At 69.1% G+C, this 16,613-nt stretch carries 18 protein-coding genes; 12 read left to right on the top strand and 6 right to left on the bottom strand.

Features of this window, described 5'->3' with window-relative positions; translation table 11 throughout:
• From AB0F41_RS18475 to fadD11, 4 genes are all read left to right on the top strand, one after another.
• Entirely contained in the window at positions 1-510 is a 510-nt protein-coding gene (locus tag AB0F41_RS18475) for an SRPBCC family protein (RefSeq protein ID WP_357425266.1), read from the top strand.
• A complete protein-coding gene (locus AB0F41_RS18480; protein ID WP_357425268.1) occupies positions 507-1,973 on the top strand; it encodes an NAD(P)/FAD-dependent oxidoreductase in 1,467 nt (488 codons plus the stop codon). Before AB0F41_RS18475 ends, AB0F41_RS18480 begins: the two co-directional genes overlap by 4 nt.
• Complete coding sequence (locus AB0F41_RS18485; protein ID WP_357425270.1) at positions 1,970-2,845, top strand: short-chain dehydrogenase/reductase; 876 nt, start codon at positions 1,970-1,972, stop codon at positions 2,843-2,845. Before AB0F41_RS18480 ends, AB0F41_RS18485 begins: the two co-directional genes overlap by 4 nt.
• Before the next feature lie 124 nt (positions 2,846-2,969).
• Positions 2,970-4,796 carry a fatty acid--CoA ligase FadD11 gene (gene fadD11, locus AB0F41_RS18490; RefSeq protein WP_357425272.1) on the top strand — a complete coding sequence of 609 codons (1,827 nt, stop codon included), beginning with the start codon at positions 2,970-2,972 and terminating at the stop codon, positions 4,794-4,796.
• 88 nt (positions 4,797-4,884) lie between these two features.
• Here the strand turns inward: fadD11 and AB0F41_RS18495 are convergent, their stop codons facing one another.
• The 5 genes from AB0F41_RS18495 to AB0F41_RS18515 form a co-directional block, all read right to left on the bottom strand.
• Complete coding sequence (locus AB0F41_RS18495) at positions 4,885-5,256, bottom strand: hypothetical protein (RefSeq protein WP_357425274.1); 372 nt, start codon at positions 5,254-5,256, stop codon at positions 4,885-4,887.
• Between the two features lie 41 nt (positions 5,257-5,297).
• Positions 5,298-5,768 (bottom strand): roadblock/LC7 domain-containing protein, encoded by a 471-nt coding sequence (locus AB0F41_RS18500; RefSeq protein WP_357425276.1) that lies wholly within the window; start codon positions 5,766-5,768, stop codon positions 5,298-5,300.
• A complete protein-coding gene (locus tag AB0F41_RS18505) occupies positions 5,765-6,583 on the bottom strand; it encodes a hypothetical protein (RefSeq protein WP_357425278.1) in 819 nt (272 codons plus the stop codon). The genes AB0F41_RS18500 and AB0F41_RS18505 overlap by 4 nt, the downstream gene beginning before the upstream one ends.
• Positions 6,573-6,965: a hypothetical protein gene (locus AB0F41_RS18510; RefSeq protein WP_357425280.1), complete on the bottom strand. Its 393-nt coding sequence runs from the start codon at positions 6,963-6,965 to the stop codon at positions 6,573-6,575. Before AB0F41_RS18510 ends, AB0F41_RS18505 begins: the two co-directional genes overlap by 11 nt.
• Positions 6,966-7,117: 152 nt before the next feature.
• Complete coding sequence (locus tag AB0F41_RS18515; protein WP_357425281.1) at positions 7,118-8,233, bottom strand: NAD(P)-binding domain-containing protein; 1,116 nt, start codon at positions 8,231-8,233, stop codon at positions 7,118-7,120.
• Positions 8,234-8,516: 283 nt separating this feature from the next.
• Between AB0F41_RS18515 and AB0F41_RS18520 the strand changes: the two genes are divergently transcribed.
• The 4 genes from AB0F41_RS18520 (at position 8,517) to AB0F41_RS18535 (ending at position 12,647) form a co-directional block, all read left to right on the top strand.
• Positions 8,517-9,857, top strand: coding sequence for a DegT/DnrJ/EryC1/StrS family aminotransferase (locus AB0F41_RS18520; protein WP_357425283.1), 1,341 nt, complete (start codon positions 8,517-8,519; stop codon positions 9,855-9,857).
• Positions 9,858-9,952: 95 nt separating this feature from the next.
• On the top strand, positions 9,953-11,011 hold the full coding sequence (locus AB0F41_RS18525; protein WP_357425285.1) for a Gfo/Idh/MocA family oxidoreductase: 1,059 nt from the start codon (positions 9,953-9,955) through the stop codon (positions 11,009-11,011).
• Positions 11,012-11,023: 12 nt separating this feature from the next.
• Positions 11,024-12,397: an MFS transporter gene (locus tag AB0F41_RS18530; protein ID WP_357425287.1), complete on the top strand. Its 1,374-nt coding sequence runs from the start codon at positions 11,024-11,026 to the stop codon at positions 12,395-12,397.
• A 118-nt stretch (positions 12,398-12,515) separates the two neighbouring features.
• Complete coding sequence (locus AB0F41_RS18535; RefSeq protein ID WP_357425289.1) at positions 12,516-12,647, top strand: hypothetical protein; 132 nt, start codon at positions 12,516-12,518, stop codon at positions 12,645-12,647.
• 70 nt (positions 12,648-12,717) lie between these two features.
• Here the strand turns inward: AB0F41_RS18535 and AB0F41_RS18540 are convergent, their stop codons facing one another.
• Positions 12,718-13,431, bottom strand: coding sequence for a TetR family transcriptional regulator (locus AB0F41_RS18540; RefSeq protein WP_357425291.1), 714 nt, complete (start codon positions 13,429-13,431; stop codon positions 12,718-12,720).
• A 123-nt stretch (positions 13,432-13,554) separates the two neighbouring features.
• Between AB0F41_RS18540 and AB0F41_RS18545 the strand changes: the two genes are divergently transcribed.
• The 4 genes from AB0F41_RS18545 (at position 13,555) to AB0F41_RS18560 (ending at position 16,547) form a co-directional block, all read left to right on the top strand.
• Positions 13,555-14,247, top strand: coding sequence for a class I SAM-dependent methyltransferase (locus AB0F41_RS18545; protein WP_357425293.1), 693 nt, complete (start codon positions 13,555-13,557; stop codon positions 14,245-14,247).
• Positions 14,248-14,321: 74 nt separating this feature from the next.
• Positions 14,322-14,984: a hypothetical protein gene (locus AB0F41_RS18550; RefSeq protein ID WP_357425295.1), complete on the top strand. Its 663-nt coding sequence runs from the start codon at positions 14,322-14,324 to the stop codon at positions 14,982-14,984.
• Between the two features lie 36 nt (positions 14,985-15,020).
• Positions 15,021-15,713 carry a PhzF family phenazine biosynthesis protein gene (locus tag AB0F41_RS18555; RefSeq protein ID WP_357425297.1) on the top strand — a complete coding sequence of 231 codons (693 nt, stop codon included), beginning with the start codon at positions 15,021-15,023 and terminating at the stop codon, positions 15,711-15,713.
• 150 nt (positions 15,714-15,863) lie between these two features.
• The gene (locus AB0F41_RS18560) at positions 15,864-16,547 is read left to right on the top strand and encodes a TetR/AcrR family transcriptional regulator (protein ID WP_357425299.1); all 684 of its coding nucleotides are present in this window, start codon (positions 15,864-15,866) and stop codon (positions 16,545-16,547) included.
• Positions 16,548-16,613 lie beyond the last annotated feature (66 nt).

Raw genomic sequence — 16,613 nt, forward strand, 5'->3', positions numbered from 1 at the left:
ATGGCTACACGATTCGCGCTCGGCACCGCCGACGACACCTTCCTCGACACCGCCGCGCACCGCTACACCCACGTCGTCGATATTCCGGCTCCCGTCGAGCAGGTATGGGACACCCTGACCGCGGACGACGCGCTGGTCTCGTGGTCCCCGGTGATCACGGCCGCCCGGTGGACCTCGGCCCGCCCCTTCGGGGTCGGTACCACCCGTCAGGTCACCCTGGGTGGTTTCCTGCGGCTCGACGAACGTTTCTACCGCTGGGACGAGGGGGCGCGGATGACCTTCACCGTCGACGCCGCCTCGGTCCCCGGCCTGCGCCGTTTCGCCGAGGACCTCACTCTGCTCCCGCTCGCCACCGGTACGCGGCTGGTCTGGACCTTCGCACTCGAAGGCAATCCGGTGCTGCGTCCGCTGCTCACCGCGGCGAGCCCGGTCAACCGGTTCGTCACCCGTTCCATCGCCCAGGGCACCACCCGCCGTGTCCGCACCGCCCCCTCCGGGGCCCGGCGATGAGCGCGACGGCCGCGGAACACCACCGCATCGTCGTCCTCGGCGCCGGCTTCGGCGGTATCGGCCTGGCGATCGCCCTGCGCCGGGCCGGGTTCGACGATCTGGTGGTCGTCGAACGTGCCGCCGATCTCGGCGGCACCTGGCAGGCGAACACCTATCCCGGCGCCGCCTGCGACGTGCCGTCGCATCTGTACAGCTACTCCTTCGCGCCCAACCCGGACTGGTCGCGGATGTACGGCAAACAGCGGGAGATCCTCGAATACCTGCGCGGAGTCGCCACCGAGCACGATGTGTTGCGCCATATCCGGTTGAACACCGAACTACTCGAGGCCCGCTGGGACGAGGACGGCGCCCGCTGGCGGATCGAGACCTCGCGCGGCGCGCTCACCGCGGACTATTTCATCTCCGCGGCCGGGGTATTCGCCGAGGCCAAATATCCCGAACTGCCCGGGATCGACAATTTCGAGGGCACCGCGTTCCATTCCTTGCACTGGGACCACGACCACGACCTCACCGGTGAACGGGTCGCGGTGATCGGGACCGGCGCCTCCGCGGTGCAGTTCATCCCCGAAATCCAGCCGCGGGTCGCCGCGCTCGCCGTTTTCCAGCGTTCCGCACCCTGGATCGTGCCGCGGATGGACCGCGAAACCCTCGGGATCGAACGCAGCCTGCTGCGCCGGCTGCCGCTCGCGCAGAAAGCGATCCGCGGTACCTGGTACACGCTGATCGAAGGATTCGGCCTGGTCGGGTTCGTCGACAACCGGTTCCGCCACCCCTACGAACTCCTCGGCCGGTTCCAGCTGCGGCGCCAGATCCGTGATCCCCGGGTACGACGGAAGGCGACCCCCGACTACATCATCGGCTGCAAACGCGCGATCTTCTCCGACGCCTATCTTCCGGCCCTGGACCGCGACAATGTCGACGTGGTCACCGACGGGATCGCCGAGATCCGGGCCCGGTCGATCGTCACCCGCGCCGGAGACGAGATTCCGGTCGATACGATCATCTACGGCACGGGTTTCACTCCGATCCCGAGTGCTTTCGAGCGGATCACCGGACGCGACGACGTGACGATCGCCGATCTCTACCACGACCATCCGCAGACCTATCTCGGCACGGCGATCGCGGGGTTCCCGAACTTCTTCTGCACGCTCGGCCCCTTCGGCGCGGCCGGTAACCAGTCGGCGATCTTCATGCTGGAATCCCAGATCACCTACATCGTGGACGCCCTGACCACCCTCCGTGACGAGGGAGCCCACCGCGTCGAGGTCCGCCGCGACACCCAGGACGCGTTCGTCGACGAAATGGCGCGCCGCAGTGCGGATACGGTCTGGCTCACCGGCGGCTGCCAGAGCTACTACACCACCCCCGACGGGGGTAACGCCGGGCTGTACCCCAACTGGAGTTTCGAATACCGCCGGCGGACCCGACGATTCGACGCCGGCTCCTACGAGGTGACCCGATGAAGCCGAAACTGCCGGACCCCCTGGGGCTGCGCTCGGCGGTCACCTTCGATGTGAAGGACAAGGTCGCGCTGGTAACCGGCGCCGGACAGGGCATCGGCCTCGAACTGGTCACCCTCCTGCACCGGCGCGGCGCCGAGGTGGTGGTCGTCGATATCGACGAGGCCGCGGCCCGGCGCGCCGCCGACGGGCTGGGCTCGCGCGCGCACGGCGTCGGCGCCGATGTCGCCGATCGGGAGCGGATGGAACAGGTGATCCAGGAGGTGGCACAGCGGTACGGCCGCCTGGATATCGTCGTCGCCAACGCCGGGGTGACACCGGTGCCCGCGACCATCCGCACCATGGAACCGGACGATTTCGACCGGGTGGTGCGGATCAACCTCACCGGTGTGTTCAACACCGTGCATCCCGCGCTCGACCAGATCGTCCGCAGTAGAGGCCATGTGGTCGTGGTGTCCTCGTGCGCCGCCTTCGCCCCCGGGATGGGCGGTTCGCCCTACATGGTGAGCAAAGCGGCCGTGGAACAGTTCGGCCGGGCGCTGCGGGTCGAACTGGCCGCCTCCGGCGCCACCGCCGGGATCGCCTACTTCGGGCTCGTCGAAACCTCGATGACCCACGAGATGCTCGACGCCGACGATCTGGGCCGCCGGATCAACGGGCTGCTGCCGTGGCCGCTGAACGTCCGGATCACCGCGGCCGCCGCGGCGCGGACCATCGCCGACGGTATCGGCCGCCGGGCACCCCGCACCATCGCGCCGAGCGGATGGCAGCCCTACGCACTGCTGCGCGGGGTGATCAATACGGTGCTGGACAGCCGTCTCGCCGCCGATTCGACGGTGCAAGAACTCGTCCGGGCGATCGAGAAGAGGCGATGACCACCGGCCCGGCGCGGCTCATGGCAGTCGCGCACTGTACGGCAGGTCTCCGCCCGCACCGCCCGTTTCGTCTCCTCGGTACTCGACTCCACCGCAGCCGCGGTCTGATCCGGAAGGGATCCCCGTGAGCACAGCTCGTTTCAGCACCCTGCCCGCCGCGTTCCAGCACATCGCCGCACTCGCGCCCCATGCGATCGCGCTGCGCACTCCGGGCAGCGCGCAGACCCTGACCTGGGGCGAATACGCCGAGCAGGTGCGTGAATACGCGGCCGGGCTGGCCGGGCTGGGCGTACGCCGGGGCGACACCGTCGCGCTGATGATGTCGAATCGGGTCGAGTTCTATCCGCTCGAGGTGGCCGCGCAGCATCTGGGAGCGACCTCGTTCTCGGTGTACAACACCCTGGCCGCGGACCAGCTCGGCCATGTGCTCGGCAATGCCGGTCCCCGCGTGGTGATCTGCGAATCGCAGTACGCCGGCCGGCTGCGCGCGGGCGGCGCGGATATCGATCACCTGGTCTGTATCGACGACGCACCGGACGGCACCTGGTCGATCGACGAACTCCTCGCCTCGGCGCGTATCGATTTCGATTTCGACTCGGCCTGGCGTGCGGTCCGCCCCGGCGATATCGCCACCCTGATCTACACGTCCGGTACCACCGGGGCGCCCAAAGGCGTGGAAACCACTCACGCCAATCTGCTGTTCCAGGTCTACGGGATCGCGGAGGTGCTGGGCATCGAATTCGGCGACACCATCACCTCGTTCATGCCGAGCGCCCATATCGCCGACCGGCTCACCGCGCTCTACGTCCAGGAAGTCCTCGGCACCCAGGTGACCTGCGTGGACGACCCCAAGAACATCGCGGCGGCCCTGGCCGATCTGCGCCCCACGATCTGGGGCGCGGTGCCGCGGGTCTGGGAGAAACTGCGGGCGGGTATCGAATTCAAGGTCGCCGCCGAACCCGACGAGCAACGGCGCGGCGCCCTGCGGTGGGCATTGTCGGTGGCCACCGCCCGCGGTGAACACCTGCTCACCGGAGAACCGATTCCCGGCGAACTCGACGCCGAATGGCAGCGCGCCGACGAACTGGTCCTGCGCGGGCTGCGGACGGCGCTGGGGCTGGACCGGGTCCGCTGGGCGATGTCGGGTGCGGCCCCGATCCCGCCTGCGACGCTGGGGTTCTTCGCCGGTCTCGGGGTGCCGATCACCGAGATCTGGGGGATGTCCGAACTATCGTGTATCTGCAGTGTCAGCCATCCCCGTGACGTCCGGCTCGGCACCGTCGGACGGCTGCTACCCGGAATGGAATCCCGATTCGGCCCGGACGGCGAACTCCATATCCGGGGCCCGCTGGTGATGAAGGGCTATCGGCGGCAGCCGGACCAGACCGCCGAGGCGATCGACGACGACGGGTGGCTGCACACCGGCGATATCGTCACCACCGACGACGACGGCTATCTCCGCGTGGTCGATCGCAAAAAAGAGATCATCATCAACGCGTCGGGCAAGAACATGTCCCCCACCCATATCGAGAACACCATCAAGGCCGCGACCCCGCTGATCGGCGCCATGGCGGTGATCGGCGAGGGCCGCTCGTACAACACCGCGCTCATCGTGCTCGACGCCGAATCCACCGGACCCTATGCCCGGCAGCACGGACTCACCGACGCATCCGCCGCCGCCCTGGCCGCCGAACCCTCGGTGGTGGCGGCGATCTCGGCGGGGGTGGCCGCCGGCAACTCCCGGCTGGCCCGGGTGGAACAGATCAAACGGTTCGTGATCCTGCCGGTGTTCTGGGAGGCGGGCGGGGACGAGGTCACCCTCACCATGAAGCTCAAACGCGCCGTGATCCAGCGGAAGTACGCGGACCGGATCGACGGGCTCTACAGCGACCGGCCTGCCGCGGATGTGCGCGAACCCACCGCCGAACCCGCTCCGGCCCCCGCGAGCTGAGCCCCGGCGTCGCCGGCGGTTCGATCCCGGCGCCGGCATGGCGTCCGGATCGACCACCGTGCCGGCGATCCCCGGCTTCCCGCCGGGACTAGACCTCGAGTTCTTCTTCGATCCCACGCAGGCGGTGCCGGGCCAGCGCGAGATTGGCCCGGCTGCGATCGAGAGCCAGGTAGAGGAAGAGGCCCTTCGATTTGCGGCCGGTCATCGGGCGGATGATGTGGTACTGGGCACTGAGCGTGATGAGGATGTCCTCGATATCCTCCTGCAGGCCCAGCTGTTCGATGGTGCGCAGTTTCGCCCGCACCACCTCGGTGTTACCTGCCGCCGCGACGTGCAGATCGAGCGCTTTCGAGCTACCCGCGATTCCCAGTGCCATACCGCTGTTCCAGTCGACGACGGCGGCGCCGAGCGCGCCGTCGATCGACATCATGTCCTTGAGCGCCAAATCCAGATCGGACATAGGTCATTCCTCTCGCTGTTTCTTTTCCGGGCCCCGCGGGCCTAGTTCCGTGCGTTCGTGGTCCCGGACTGCCGGGAGCGCACCGCCAGGTGCTCGGCGATCGCGCGTGCCACCGGCCGGCATTCCAGATGCAGCCGGCCGATGTTCACCTCCGGACCGGCGAGCACCGTCAGCGCCGCCCAGCCGGCCGCGTAGATCACCACATGCCCGGCGCTACCGTCCACCACCACGGCCTGGAAGACACCCCCGTGCGCGGTGCCTGCCAGCCGATCCGACAGCGACAGCTGGGCCGCGGCCAGCGCGGCCATCCCGGTGGGTTCGATATGCTCGGGTAGATCGTGGGTGACCAGCAACCCATCGCTGGAGGCGACCAGCGAACCGGTCAGCCCGGGGACGCGGTCCCGCAATCGCCGTAGTTCCGCGAGCACCAGCGCATCGGGATCGGGTCCGGATATCGGCACCTTGGTCAGCCTCCCCATCAGTTCACCGAACAAATTCTTGCGCGCCGTCACGCGAGGTCCTCCAGCGCCGCCCGGAGGCGGACGAGCAGGTCACGGTCCACCGGCTCCCAGTCATCGGCTTCGGGAACCGGGGTGGCCTGCCGGACCCGTCGCCGCAGTGGTGGCTCGGCCGGGACCGGGCCGGTGATCACCTGCTGGGCAATCGGAGCGGCGATCACCGGAGGTGCCGCAGGACCCGCGGCCGTCACCGGCGGCTCGATCAGCCCGGCTTCGGTCAGTTCCCGGACCGCCTCCAGGCAGCCGTAGGCGGTCCGGCCCAGCTCCCGGGCGATACCGGTCACACTGCGGCGGGTGTCGGCCGCCGCCAGGACCTCGGCCTGACCTCCGGTGAGCACCACCCGCCGTCGCCGGACCCGGCGAACCGGCACCACCACGGCCCGATCCACCAGTTCCGCCGGCCACGGCCCGGATTCGGGATCCCCGCGCCGGACGCATTCGTGGACCAGTGCCCGCGGCCGGATATGGCAGACTTCCGAAAGCCAATGCGCGGGCGCGGGCCGGAATTCGGCAATCACCGGCGTGGACAGCAGGAAATATGCGGCATCGAACACCGAGAGCAGCGCCAGGGTCTCCAGCAGCGGGCGTCCCAGGACCGGGCTCGGATCGCCCTCCCCGGCGCGTTGCCAGTCCTCGGCGCTGGCCACCCCCGCCTCGACCACCAGGCGGTCGAGACCGGTGGTCCGGCGGCAGGCCGCGGAGGCGATGGCACCGCCGGCCAGGTGGAACACCCCGTCCCCCGCGTGCAGGACGCCGGTGCGCCCCTCGTCCTCCAGCCGCCGCAGTTCCTCGGCGAGCTCAACGGCCATGCTCGTCCTCGGTCAGTTCGGCGAGGATGCCGCGCAACCGGAAGCGCGCCATCGCCAGATTGCCGGTGTCCTCGTCGAACAGCACATGAACGAAGAGGCGGCCGTCGAAATCCCCGTCGACGAGGTTGAGCAGGTGGTAGCCACCGGTTCCGCACACGATGATCTCGGTGATGTCGTCATCGGTGTCCCCGGTGGCCAGCGCCGGACAGGCGAGCACGGCCCGCACCACATCCGTGGTGGCCGCCGCGTCCTCGTGCTGGTCGACCAGTTCGTGCCGTCCCGCGCCGGCCACGGCCAGACCGCTCGCACCGTCCACCAATGTCACACTGCGAGCCCCCGGGATGTCCATGATGCGTTCCAGACATCCGTCGATTCCGATCACTGCGCCTCTACTCGTCCCATGAGTGTTTCAGATTTCAGAGACACTACACATAGGTGCCGAGCGACGCCGCTCGAATGGGGGTCGCAACGGATTACCCACCGGCGGGTTTCGGGAAACACGCCCGGCAGCAACAGATTTGCCGCTCAGGGGGCTTACCCCGGATTCGGCCCGAGGTACTCCGTGAGTTCGGCCGCGGCCGTCCGGCCGGCCCGGTTCGCGCCCACGGTACTGGCCGAGGGGCCGTATCCGATGAGGTGGATGCGCGGATCCGCCGCCACCCGGGTGGCGAGCCGGCCGGTCATGGTGATCCCGCCGCCGGGGCCGCGTAACCGCAGCGGCGCCAGATGGTCCAGTGCGCTGCGGAAACCGGTGCACCACAGAATCACCTGCGCGGCCCGGAAACTGCCGTCCGCCCAGCGCACGCCGTCGGGTTCGATGCGGTCGAACATGGGCAGGCGCCGCAACACTCCGCGGTCCCGGGCCGCGCGCAGCCGGTCGTCGAGCGGCAGCCCCGTCACCGACACCACCGAACCGGGCGGCAGTCCACGCCGCACGCGGTCCTCCACCATCGCCACTGCGCGCCGGCCGGCATCCTCGCCGAACGGGATCTCCCGGAACACCGGCTCGGACCGGGTGACCCACGTCGTGGTGGTGACCCGGGAGATCTCGTCGAGCAGCTGCACCGCGGAAATGCCACCGCCGACCACCACCACATGCTGCCCGGCGAATTCCTCCGGCCCGCGGTAGTCGCGGGTGTGCAGCCGCCGCCCGGCGAAGGTCTCGGCGCCGGGATAGTGCGGAATGAACGGATGTTCCCAGGTCCCGGTGGCGTTGATCAGGCCGCGGACCCGGATGGTGCCCGCATTGTCGGTCTCGGCGTGCAGCAGCCCGTCGCGGTCGGCGCGATCGCAGACGACCCGGACCGTCACGGGTCGGCGCACCCGCAGATCGAAATGCTCTTCGTACCGCCGGTAGTAGTAGGGCACGGCGGTCGCCGCGGATACTTCGGCGGCCGGAGTCGTGGTGGGCGGCAGATTATCCGTGAACGACATACCGGGCAGGTCGTGCACGCGGTTCACCGTACTCAGGGTCAGCGTCGGCCAGCGGAACTGCCATGCCCCGCCCGGGCCGGGGGCGTGGTCGACGATGAGGAAATCGGTGCCGGGCAGCAGGCCGCGGCGGCGCAGGTGATAACCCGCGGACAGGCCGGCCTGCCCGGCGCCGATCACCAGGATCGGATGGTCCGGCTTCGCCGCCTCGGTAGCCACGGACGTCGATGCTAACCGGGATTTCGCCACTGCCGCCGAGCAGCATCACGTATCACCGAAACTGCTTTTCGCGCAACACTTTCCATCACCCATCGGCCGGTCGTCCATTAAGGAACGCTACCGGAGATGTTCATATCGGGTTTCCACACGTCCGACGGCCGCCGTGCGAGCCTGAAGCAGAGCTCATGAGATCACGTACTCCGCACGCTCGGGGATGCGCACGGAATCGGGTCGCGGTGTCACACCGCTATTCGGCGGATCGATGCTCCTGAAGGGGGTTCCATTGACAAGCGCGGAAACGGCGGCACTGTCCGTACTCGGACGGCCGCTGCGCAACCACCATCCGGCGGCCACCACGACGAACTTCGACACCGAACGAGAGTTCGTGCACGCCGTACTCGAATCGGGACACTGGGGACTCGACAGTGTCGGCGGCAGGCCACTGCTGCCCGGAGCCGCGATAGACGAGACCGTCGCGGCGGGGCTCGGCGTGGAACAGGCCCGCGCCGCGGCGGAGTTCGCGCACTACCAGCAGGTTCCGCACGCCGTACCGGTGTCGAGTGGGACCAGGGCGATCGTGGTCGCGCTGATGGCCGCGGCGGTCGCCGCGCCGCTGCTGGGACGTCGCGCCCTGCTGCCCGGGATGAAAGTCCTGGTCCCCGGCCTCACCTGGCAGGCCACCCCGGCCGCGCCCGTGGACCGGCGGCTCGCACCGGTTTTCCTGGACATCGATCCGGCGACCGGGGTCCTGGACACCGGCACCGTCGTCCGCGCGCTCGAGGCCGATCGGGACCGCGAAATCGCCGCGGCCGTCATTCCGGATCTCTACTGCCGGATGGTCGATATGCCGGAGATCGCGCGGGTCTGCGCCGAGTACGGCGTCACGAGTATCGAGGATTGCGCGCACGCGCACGGCGGGGTCGTCCGCGGCAGGCCCGCGGGATCCGTCGCGGATTTCGGGACCTGGTCCTTCCAGTCCTCGAAATCCATCGGAATCGGCGAGGGCGGCATGATCTCGACGCCGCACGGACCGCTGGTCGATCAACTGGTGTCGCTGACCACCTGCGGTCGCCCGCTGGGCACCTCGGTGCCCTTCCAGGCCGGTAACGAGCGGCTTCCTGCACTCGGCGCCGCACTCCTGCGCGCCCGGATGAGACGCTTCTACACCGGCGAATTGGCAGCGAAGCAGCACGGCCTCATGGCTCTGGAATCGACGATCTCGGATACGCCGGGACTGGCGCCGATGACCTCACAACCTCATGTGGACCGGCAGATCACCTACAAGGTGCTGGCCCGGGCCGAACCGGGCGCATTCGCTGGGCTACCCCTGCCGCTACTCGCGCGGGCCTACGCTCACCTCCTCGGATGCGAGGTCACACCGGTGTACGAGCCACTGGACCGCACCGATGTCTACCAGCCGCTGACCGATCCCGCCAACCGCTGGTCCGAGAGCTACTTCGCCGCACTCGACCCGCGGAGATTCGATCTCTCCCGCGCGCATGCGCTGGCCGAGACGACATTCGCCTTCGAACACGCCGTACTGCTGGATCCGGATTTCCCAGAGCTGTTCATCCGGGCGAGCGAAATCCTCGGTGATCGCGCGGAGCACCTGCTGTCCGCGTAGTGAGCGACACTCGCTTCGCCTGCCCGTCCTCCCGGCAACGACGCCGTTCACCGATATCGAACAAGGCACCGCAAACGAATTCGAGTAGGAGAACTGTGAGCATCCGAGGTATCGCGATCGTGGGGGCATCGTCGGCGGTCGCGCCACGCCACACGGAAGCATTCGGCGCACTCCCATCGACAGAAATACGCGCACTCGTCGAAATCGACCCCGGCAAGGCGGAACTGCTGCGCGCCGCTCATCCGGATATCCCGGTGTTCGGCAGCATCGCGGAAGTATCCGCGCCGATCGACCTCGCCGTGGTCTGTGTACCGGATCCCGCCCACGGCCCGGTGGTCACCGAATGTCTCGATCGCGGCTGGCATGTGCTGTGCGAGAAACCGCTCACCGACGATATCGCCATGGCCGAGCAGTTGTTCGCGCGCGCGGACAAATCCGGACTATTCCTGGCCGTTGCCTATCAGCGACGTCATATGCTCGCCGAGCTCGGGGATCTCGTCGCCGCCGGGCTGATCGGCGATCTCTACTGGGTGAACGCCTGGTGGATGCGCCGCAGCGGTCACCCGGACTCCCGGCGCGGTATGTTCCGTCGCGGCGACGGCGTCCGTGGTGATCTGGTGCCCCATATGCTGTCGCAGACGCTGCGTTTCCTGGCACCCGGACAGCTCACGGTGGTCGCGCGGGATTGGCAGATCAACACCGGCTGGGGCAGCGAGGACACCGCCCGGGTGACCATCCGCGACGGCGCCGATGTCGAACTGCAGATCCACGCCGCCTACGACGCGCCTCATGTGAGCACCTCCGACGATTGCGGGATCACGTTGTACGGGACTCTGGGGTCGATCCATGTGGACCTGCCGACGGACCAGGATTCGCGGTGGGCCCGCAACAACCCGCCCATCCTGTACCCGCGGAACGGGTCCGCGGTGCGCAGGCTCGCCCCGGTGCCCACCACTGCCGAATGCCATCTGCTCCAGGCCGGCGCCGTGTCCGGCGGGCTGTCCTCCGGACCGGCCCCCGCCACGATCCGGGACCAGGAGATGACCTTGGTGCGAACCGTCGCCGCAGCGCAGGCCTCGGCGACCTGGGACGGTGTCGCCATCCCGGTCCACCACGCGCTCGCCGACCGTGGTGCACACAGGTCGATGTGCTGAGGAGGAGGCGAAATGGCACAGCGTGGGCCGGTCGCGGCGGCCGAACGTTATCGCTGGTACGTGGCAGCCCTGGGCCTGTTCATGCTCAACGGTCTGGGCTATGCGGCACTGGCATCGCGGTTGCCGGAACTGCGGGACGCCTACGGGCTGACCGACGCCCAGCTCGGCTTCGCGCGGACCGGATTCGTCGTCGGCCTGACCGCGACCATGTTCGTCGCACCGCAGCTGGTGCGGCGGGCGCGGGCCCGCCGGGCCGCGCCGATCGCGGCCGGGATCTACCTCCTCGGCATCGGGCTGGCGGGCGCCGGCCTGGGGTTGTGGTCGATGGTGGGCTGGCTGCTGGTCGCGGGAGCGGCGAACGCGCTGCTCGATATCGGCCAGAACGTCATCGCTGTCCGGCTCGAGAAATTCCGGATGGAAACCGGCCCGGATACGCGGGCCAACAGTCTGCTCTCACCACTGGAAGGCTTCCAGGCGGTCGGCGGTGTACTCGGTGCCGCCTTCGGCGCCGCCACCGCGGGGCGCGTCGGGCTGACGGTCTCGTTCACCGTCCTGGCGGGGGTGGGCGCCCTCGGCGCAGTCCTGGTCTTCGCACTCCTGCGCCGGTTCGATCCGTCGGCACCGGCCGGCACCCGCGGTAGTTCCCCCGAGCGCGACCGCGGCACGGTGACCGCGGGCGACCGAGGTGCCACGCCCGCGAGCGGAACGCCACCCGGGCAGGTTGCCGATCCCACACCGGGCAACACACACGCGACCGCGGCGCCGGACCGCCCGGACAGATCGCTGTCGGCCCGATTGCGCGCGGCTTATCCGCCGCAGTTGCGCCGTCTCACCGCCATGAGTTTCGCCGCCCTGCTGCTGGAGGGCGCGCTGATGAACTGGCTCACCGTCGTGGTGGTGAACGCGGGCGGTTCGCTGACGGCGGCGAGCACGGCGCTGACCGTGTTCATCGGCGCGCTGTGCGCGGGCCGTCTGGCCTACGGACCACTCAGTGGACGGCTGGACCGGGTACGTTTCGCCCGGTACTGCGGCGTACTCCTGGTCGCGGGCATCGCCGGGATCGTCCAGCCGTTCTGGCACGGTCCCGCCGCCATCACCCTGCTGTGTGCCGCGGCGGCGGGCCTCGGGCTGTCGAATCTGCACCCCTTCTGCACGGCCACGGTCGGCCACACCGCCGCGGCCGGGTCCGAGGAAACGGCGCTGGGCAAGCTGAACCGGGTGGCCTACACGGGAATCGCCCTGGAGGGTGTTCTCATCGCGGCTCTCACCGCCGTGCTGGGGCTCGACGCAGCCCTCGGTCTGCTGGGCCTGCTCGCGCTGTTGTTCGTCTTCCAGGCCCACCAGTTCGCCACCGGCACGGACGCCGTCGCGGTCCGGGTCCGATGAGACCGGCTCGGGTCGACACAACACCGGCACACCATCGTATTTCCGCAGGTTGTCCACCGTCGTGGCGTACCGTCGGGCCAACGGGGCCGCACGGGTCTCCCCCATCAGGAGGACGCCGATGTCCGATAAATCTCCGCGGAGTGCCAATTCCAAGAAGTCCGGTAAGACCCTGAAGGAAAAGCGAGCGGACAAGAAGGCCAAGGCCGATCGCAAGTCCGACGTCGGAACCACTCTCGAACCCAAGCCGTAGACGCTGCGGACCGCCCGTCACCGGCGGTGGCGGGCGGCTCCCGGCCATCGACGACACGGCACAGCCTCGGTCAGGGCACCGTCCGGGACGCGCGAATTTCCACGGCGCGGATCACGTCCGCGACGATATGGTCGAACAGCGCGTCGGCGTCGAAGCGGGTTTCGGCCCGGGCCCGTCGCAGCAGTGGCAGCTCGAGCTCCGGGCGATTGTCGAGCCACGCCCGGGGCACCGGATACTGTTCGGCGACCGGAGCTCCGGCATCGGCCCGGTAGTCGACGAAGAGCACGAAACCGTAGAGCCGGATCATCAGATCGCTGTGCACCAGCAGGGCATCGCGCAGCTCGAGTCCCACAGCGGTCAGGAATTCCAGGAAGTCCTCGGGCGCGGTCAGGCGCCGAGCGGGTATCCGCGCGTCACCGACCTGTTCGTCCAACGCGACCAGCAGAGCCCGGGGGTGCCGCCGGCCGGCGGCGCGATGGAGCTCGCAGAAACCGCGCAGACTCGCGCGCCACTCCCCCGGGTCCAGAACCGGATCGGGTAATCCGGACAGCCACAGCTCCACCGCCCGGTCCACGACATCCTGCCGATCCCGTACGTGCCGGTACAGGGCCCGGACCGTCACACCGAGGTGGGCGGCGAGATCCTGCATCGTGACGGCCGCGAATCCGGACCGGCCCGCCAGTTCGAGCATGGCGGCCGCGATGGACTCGGCGTTCAGCGTCGCACGACCGGCCCGTGTCACCGGACTGCGGCGGCGCCGTCCCGGCGGTAGCGGTTGGGACATGACCGCACCCTACCCACGATCATTGCCGTTCACAATGCATTGACATCAAGGAGCGGCGTTCGCACACTGGTGAGGCCGCCACTGCCCCGAGGTGCCGGTATCTCCCGTACGAAAGGCTGGCCGATGAACACCGGCGATCTCCGCAATCCCGCACTGGACACCCTGGTCACCGAACTCCAGCGGCGCAGCGCCGACCAGGTCCCGTCGATCACGTCCTATTTCGCCGGGCGCGCCGAGCGCGGCGACGCCGCGGACCTCGTCGATCTCGACTCCCGCTCCGCCGCGTTCCTGGCCGATAAGCTCGTGGCCCTCGAACACGACAAGGCGCTGCTCTGCCATCGCCTTTGCCTGGCGCTGCGGGCCCGCAGAATCGTGGAAATCGGTACCTCGTACGGTGTTTCGACGCTCTACCTCGCCCAGGCCGTCCGGATGGTGGTGGCGGCGGACGGCGGCTCGGGAACGGTGATCGGCACCGAGCACGAGCCCGCGAAGGCGGCGGCCGCCCGCGACCATTTCCGCGCCGCGGGCCTGCAGTCCTATATCGACCTCCGGGAAGGCGACCTCCGCCGCACCCTGCTCGATCTGGACGAACCCGTCGACCTCGCGCTGATCGATATCTGGCCCGCGATGGCACGGCCCGCCCTCGAACTGCTCACACCGAAACTCCGGGCGGGCGGGGTACTTCTCATCGACAACACCGAGGACCGGCCCGAAATCTATCGCGACACTTTCGACTACCTCGACGACCCGGCGAACGGCCTGCTCACCCAGACCCTCCCGTTCCGGGGCGGACTGGAGATGGTGGTGAAGCTGTAGCCGGAATGCGCCGGTCCCCGATGCCGGAGCGCGAGCCCCGGGCACCTGTCGGGCCGCGTCGTTATTCTGCGGGGATGGTCAAACCCGATCCGGCACTGCGACGCCTCATGCGCGACACGGCGAAACTGCTGCAGCCGTACGGCTTCCACGGTGACGAACCGCGCTGGGTGCGGATCGAAGCGGGTGGGGTCGCCTCGGTCGGCCGCACCCGGATCTCGCGGACCTGGAGTGCCGGGCAGCAGGTCGTCGGATTCGGGCTGTACTCGAGCGCCACCCCCGCGGCGTGGTGGGAGTTCGGCAATTGGCGCAACGCCCGGATGGGCCTGCCACCCGTACCGCTGGAGGATGCCACGGGCCCCGATCTGGTGGATACCGGTCCGCCGGGCGGGCCGGAACCGGTGTGGTCCCTGCGTATCGACCCGGACCGGCCCGGTGGGCATGCCCTGCAACACGATATCGACACCATCCGCGACGAGCTGCCCCGGCGCGTCCACGCCCATGCCCGCCGCGCCCTGCAACTCGCGGATCCCGGCCGGTACCTCGACGAACTGCTGCGGCAACCCGACCCCCGCCTGGGGACCTGGGAGGCGATCGTGGTTCTGCTGGCCGAACGCGGGCCCGGACCGGACCTCGAGGACGCGATAGGCCGGCTCCGGCAGTGCTTCGCCGGTCGTGAGCCGTCCGGCTACGCGCACGACATCATCGAATTCGCACAGGCCCGCGCCCTGTCCGCCTGAGGAATCCCGCTGGGCGCACCGGGTAGGCTCACCCGGGTGAATACTCCGGTGGATGGCGGCATTCAGATCGAGGTGGTCCGGGTTTTCACCGACGCCACCGGCGGATTCGGCAATGCGCTCGGCATCGCCCGCGCCGGCGATGTGATCGGCGCCGACCATCAGGCCCTGGCCGCCCGGCTCGGTTACAGCGAAACCGTGGTCGTCGACAACCCGCGGAGCGGCACCGCCCGGATGCGCATCTACACGCCCACTGTGGAACTCCCCTTCGCCGGTCACCCCACGGTCGGCGCGGCCTGGTGGCTGGCCGATCAGGGCACACCGGTCACCACCCTGGAGGTACCCGCCGGGCCGGTGGCCGTCGCGGAGGCCGACGGTCTCGTCCGAGTCCGTGCGCGCCCGGAGTGGGCGCCCGATTTCACCTTCCACGAATTCGACGACCTCGAACTTCTCGCCACCGTGGACCCCGCCGAATTCGACAGTGGCCACCACTATCTCTGGGCCTGGACCGACCGCCGGCGGGGCGCCGTCCGCGCCCGGATGTTCGCCCCGGCCATGGGCATCGCCGAGGACGAGGCCACCGGCGCCGCCGCCATCGCCCTGACCGGCCGCCTCGGTCGTGGTCTGGAGATCACCCAGGGGCGGGGCTCCCAGCTGTTCACCGACTACGATCCCGACGGCTGGGTCCACCTGGGCGGCCGCGTGGTGCCCGATCACCCGGTAATGCTGTAGGCGCCTGGATCGGGCAACCGGCGCCGGCGGCATGGCCTGACGGCCCTCGGACCATGACCGGGCGCTGCCGAACGCCGAGACCTGCTCAGGTCTGTGAACGCACCCCTGTGACGCTCGACAGCGGCGCGTACCGGCGGTAAGCATGTGCGGATGGGTAACCGCCGAGACCAGATCAAACGTGTGGCCGCCGGGCTCTTCGTCGAGCACGGGGTGGCGGGTACCAGCGTGCGCGATATCGCCGAGGGCGTCGGCATCCTGTCCGGCAGCCTGTACCACCATTTCCCGTCCAAGGATGCGATCGCGTTCGCGATCCTCAGCGATTTCCTGACCGATCTGAACGCGCGCTACCGCTCGGTGTTACCGCATGTCACGGGGATGCGCGAGGAGTTGCGCGCGCTGGTCCATTCGTCGATCGAGGTCGCCGACGCGCACGCGTACGCGACCGAGATCTATCAGAACGAGAAGACGTATCACGGCCCCGAGGCACCCGCCGAGATCGCGGACGCGGTCCGCGAGGCGCACACCTTCTGGATCGCCGCGGCGACCAAGGCCAGTGCCTGCGGCGAACTGCGGGCCGGTCTCGATCCCGTCGAGTTCGCGCGGATGCTCCGCGAGGGTGTGTGGTGGTCGATCCGCTATCACCGGGAACACCTCGCGGAGCGTTGTGATGAGGTGACCGATACGGTGGTCGCCGCGTTCGTCGACGGTGGCGCAGCGCCGGCCGCCCGCCCGGATACGGGCCCGCCCACCGACTCCCGGACGATCACCGATCGGCTCGACCGTATCGAACGGCAGCTGGAAATCCTGGCGAATTCGCTGCTCACCGACTCCTAGCCGGGCGCCGGCAGGGCAGCCGCGCAGGCAACCCATTGACAGCCGGAGTGGCACAGGACACACTCT

Source organism: Nocardia sp. NPDC024068 (genome assembly GCF_040638875.1).
Taxonomy (GTDB): Bacteria; Actinomycetota; Actinomycetes; order Mycobacteriales; family Mycobacteriaceae; genus Nocardia.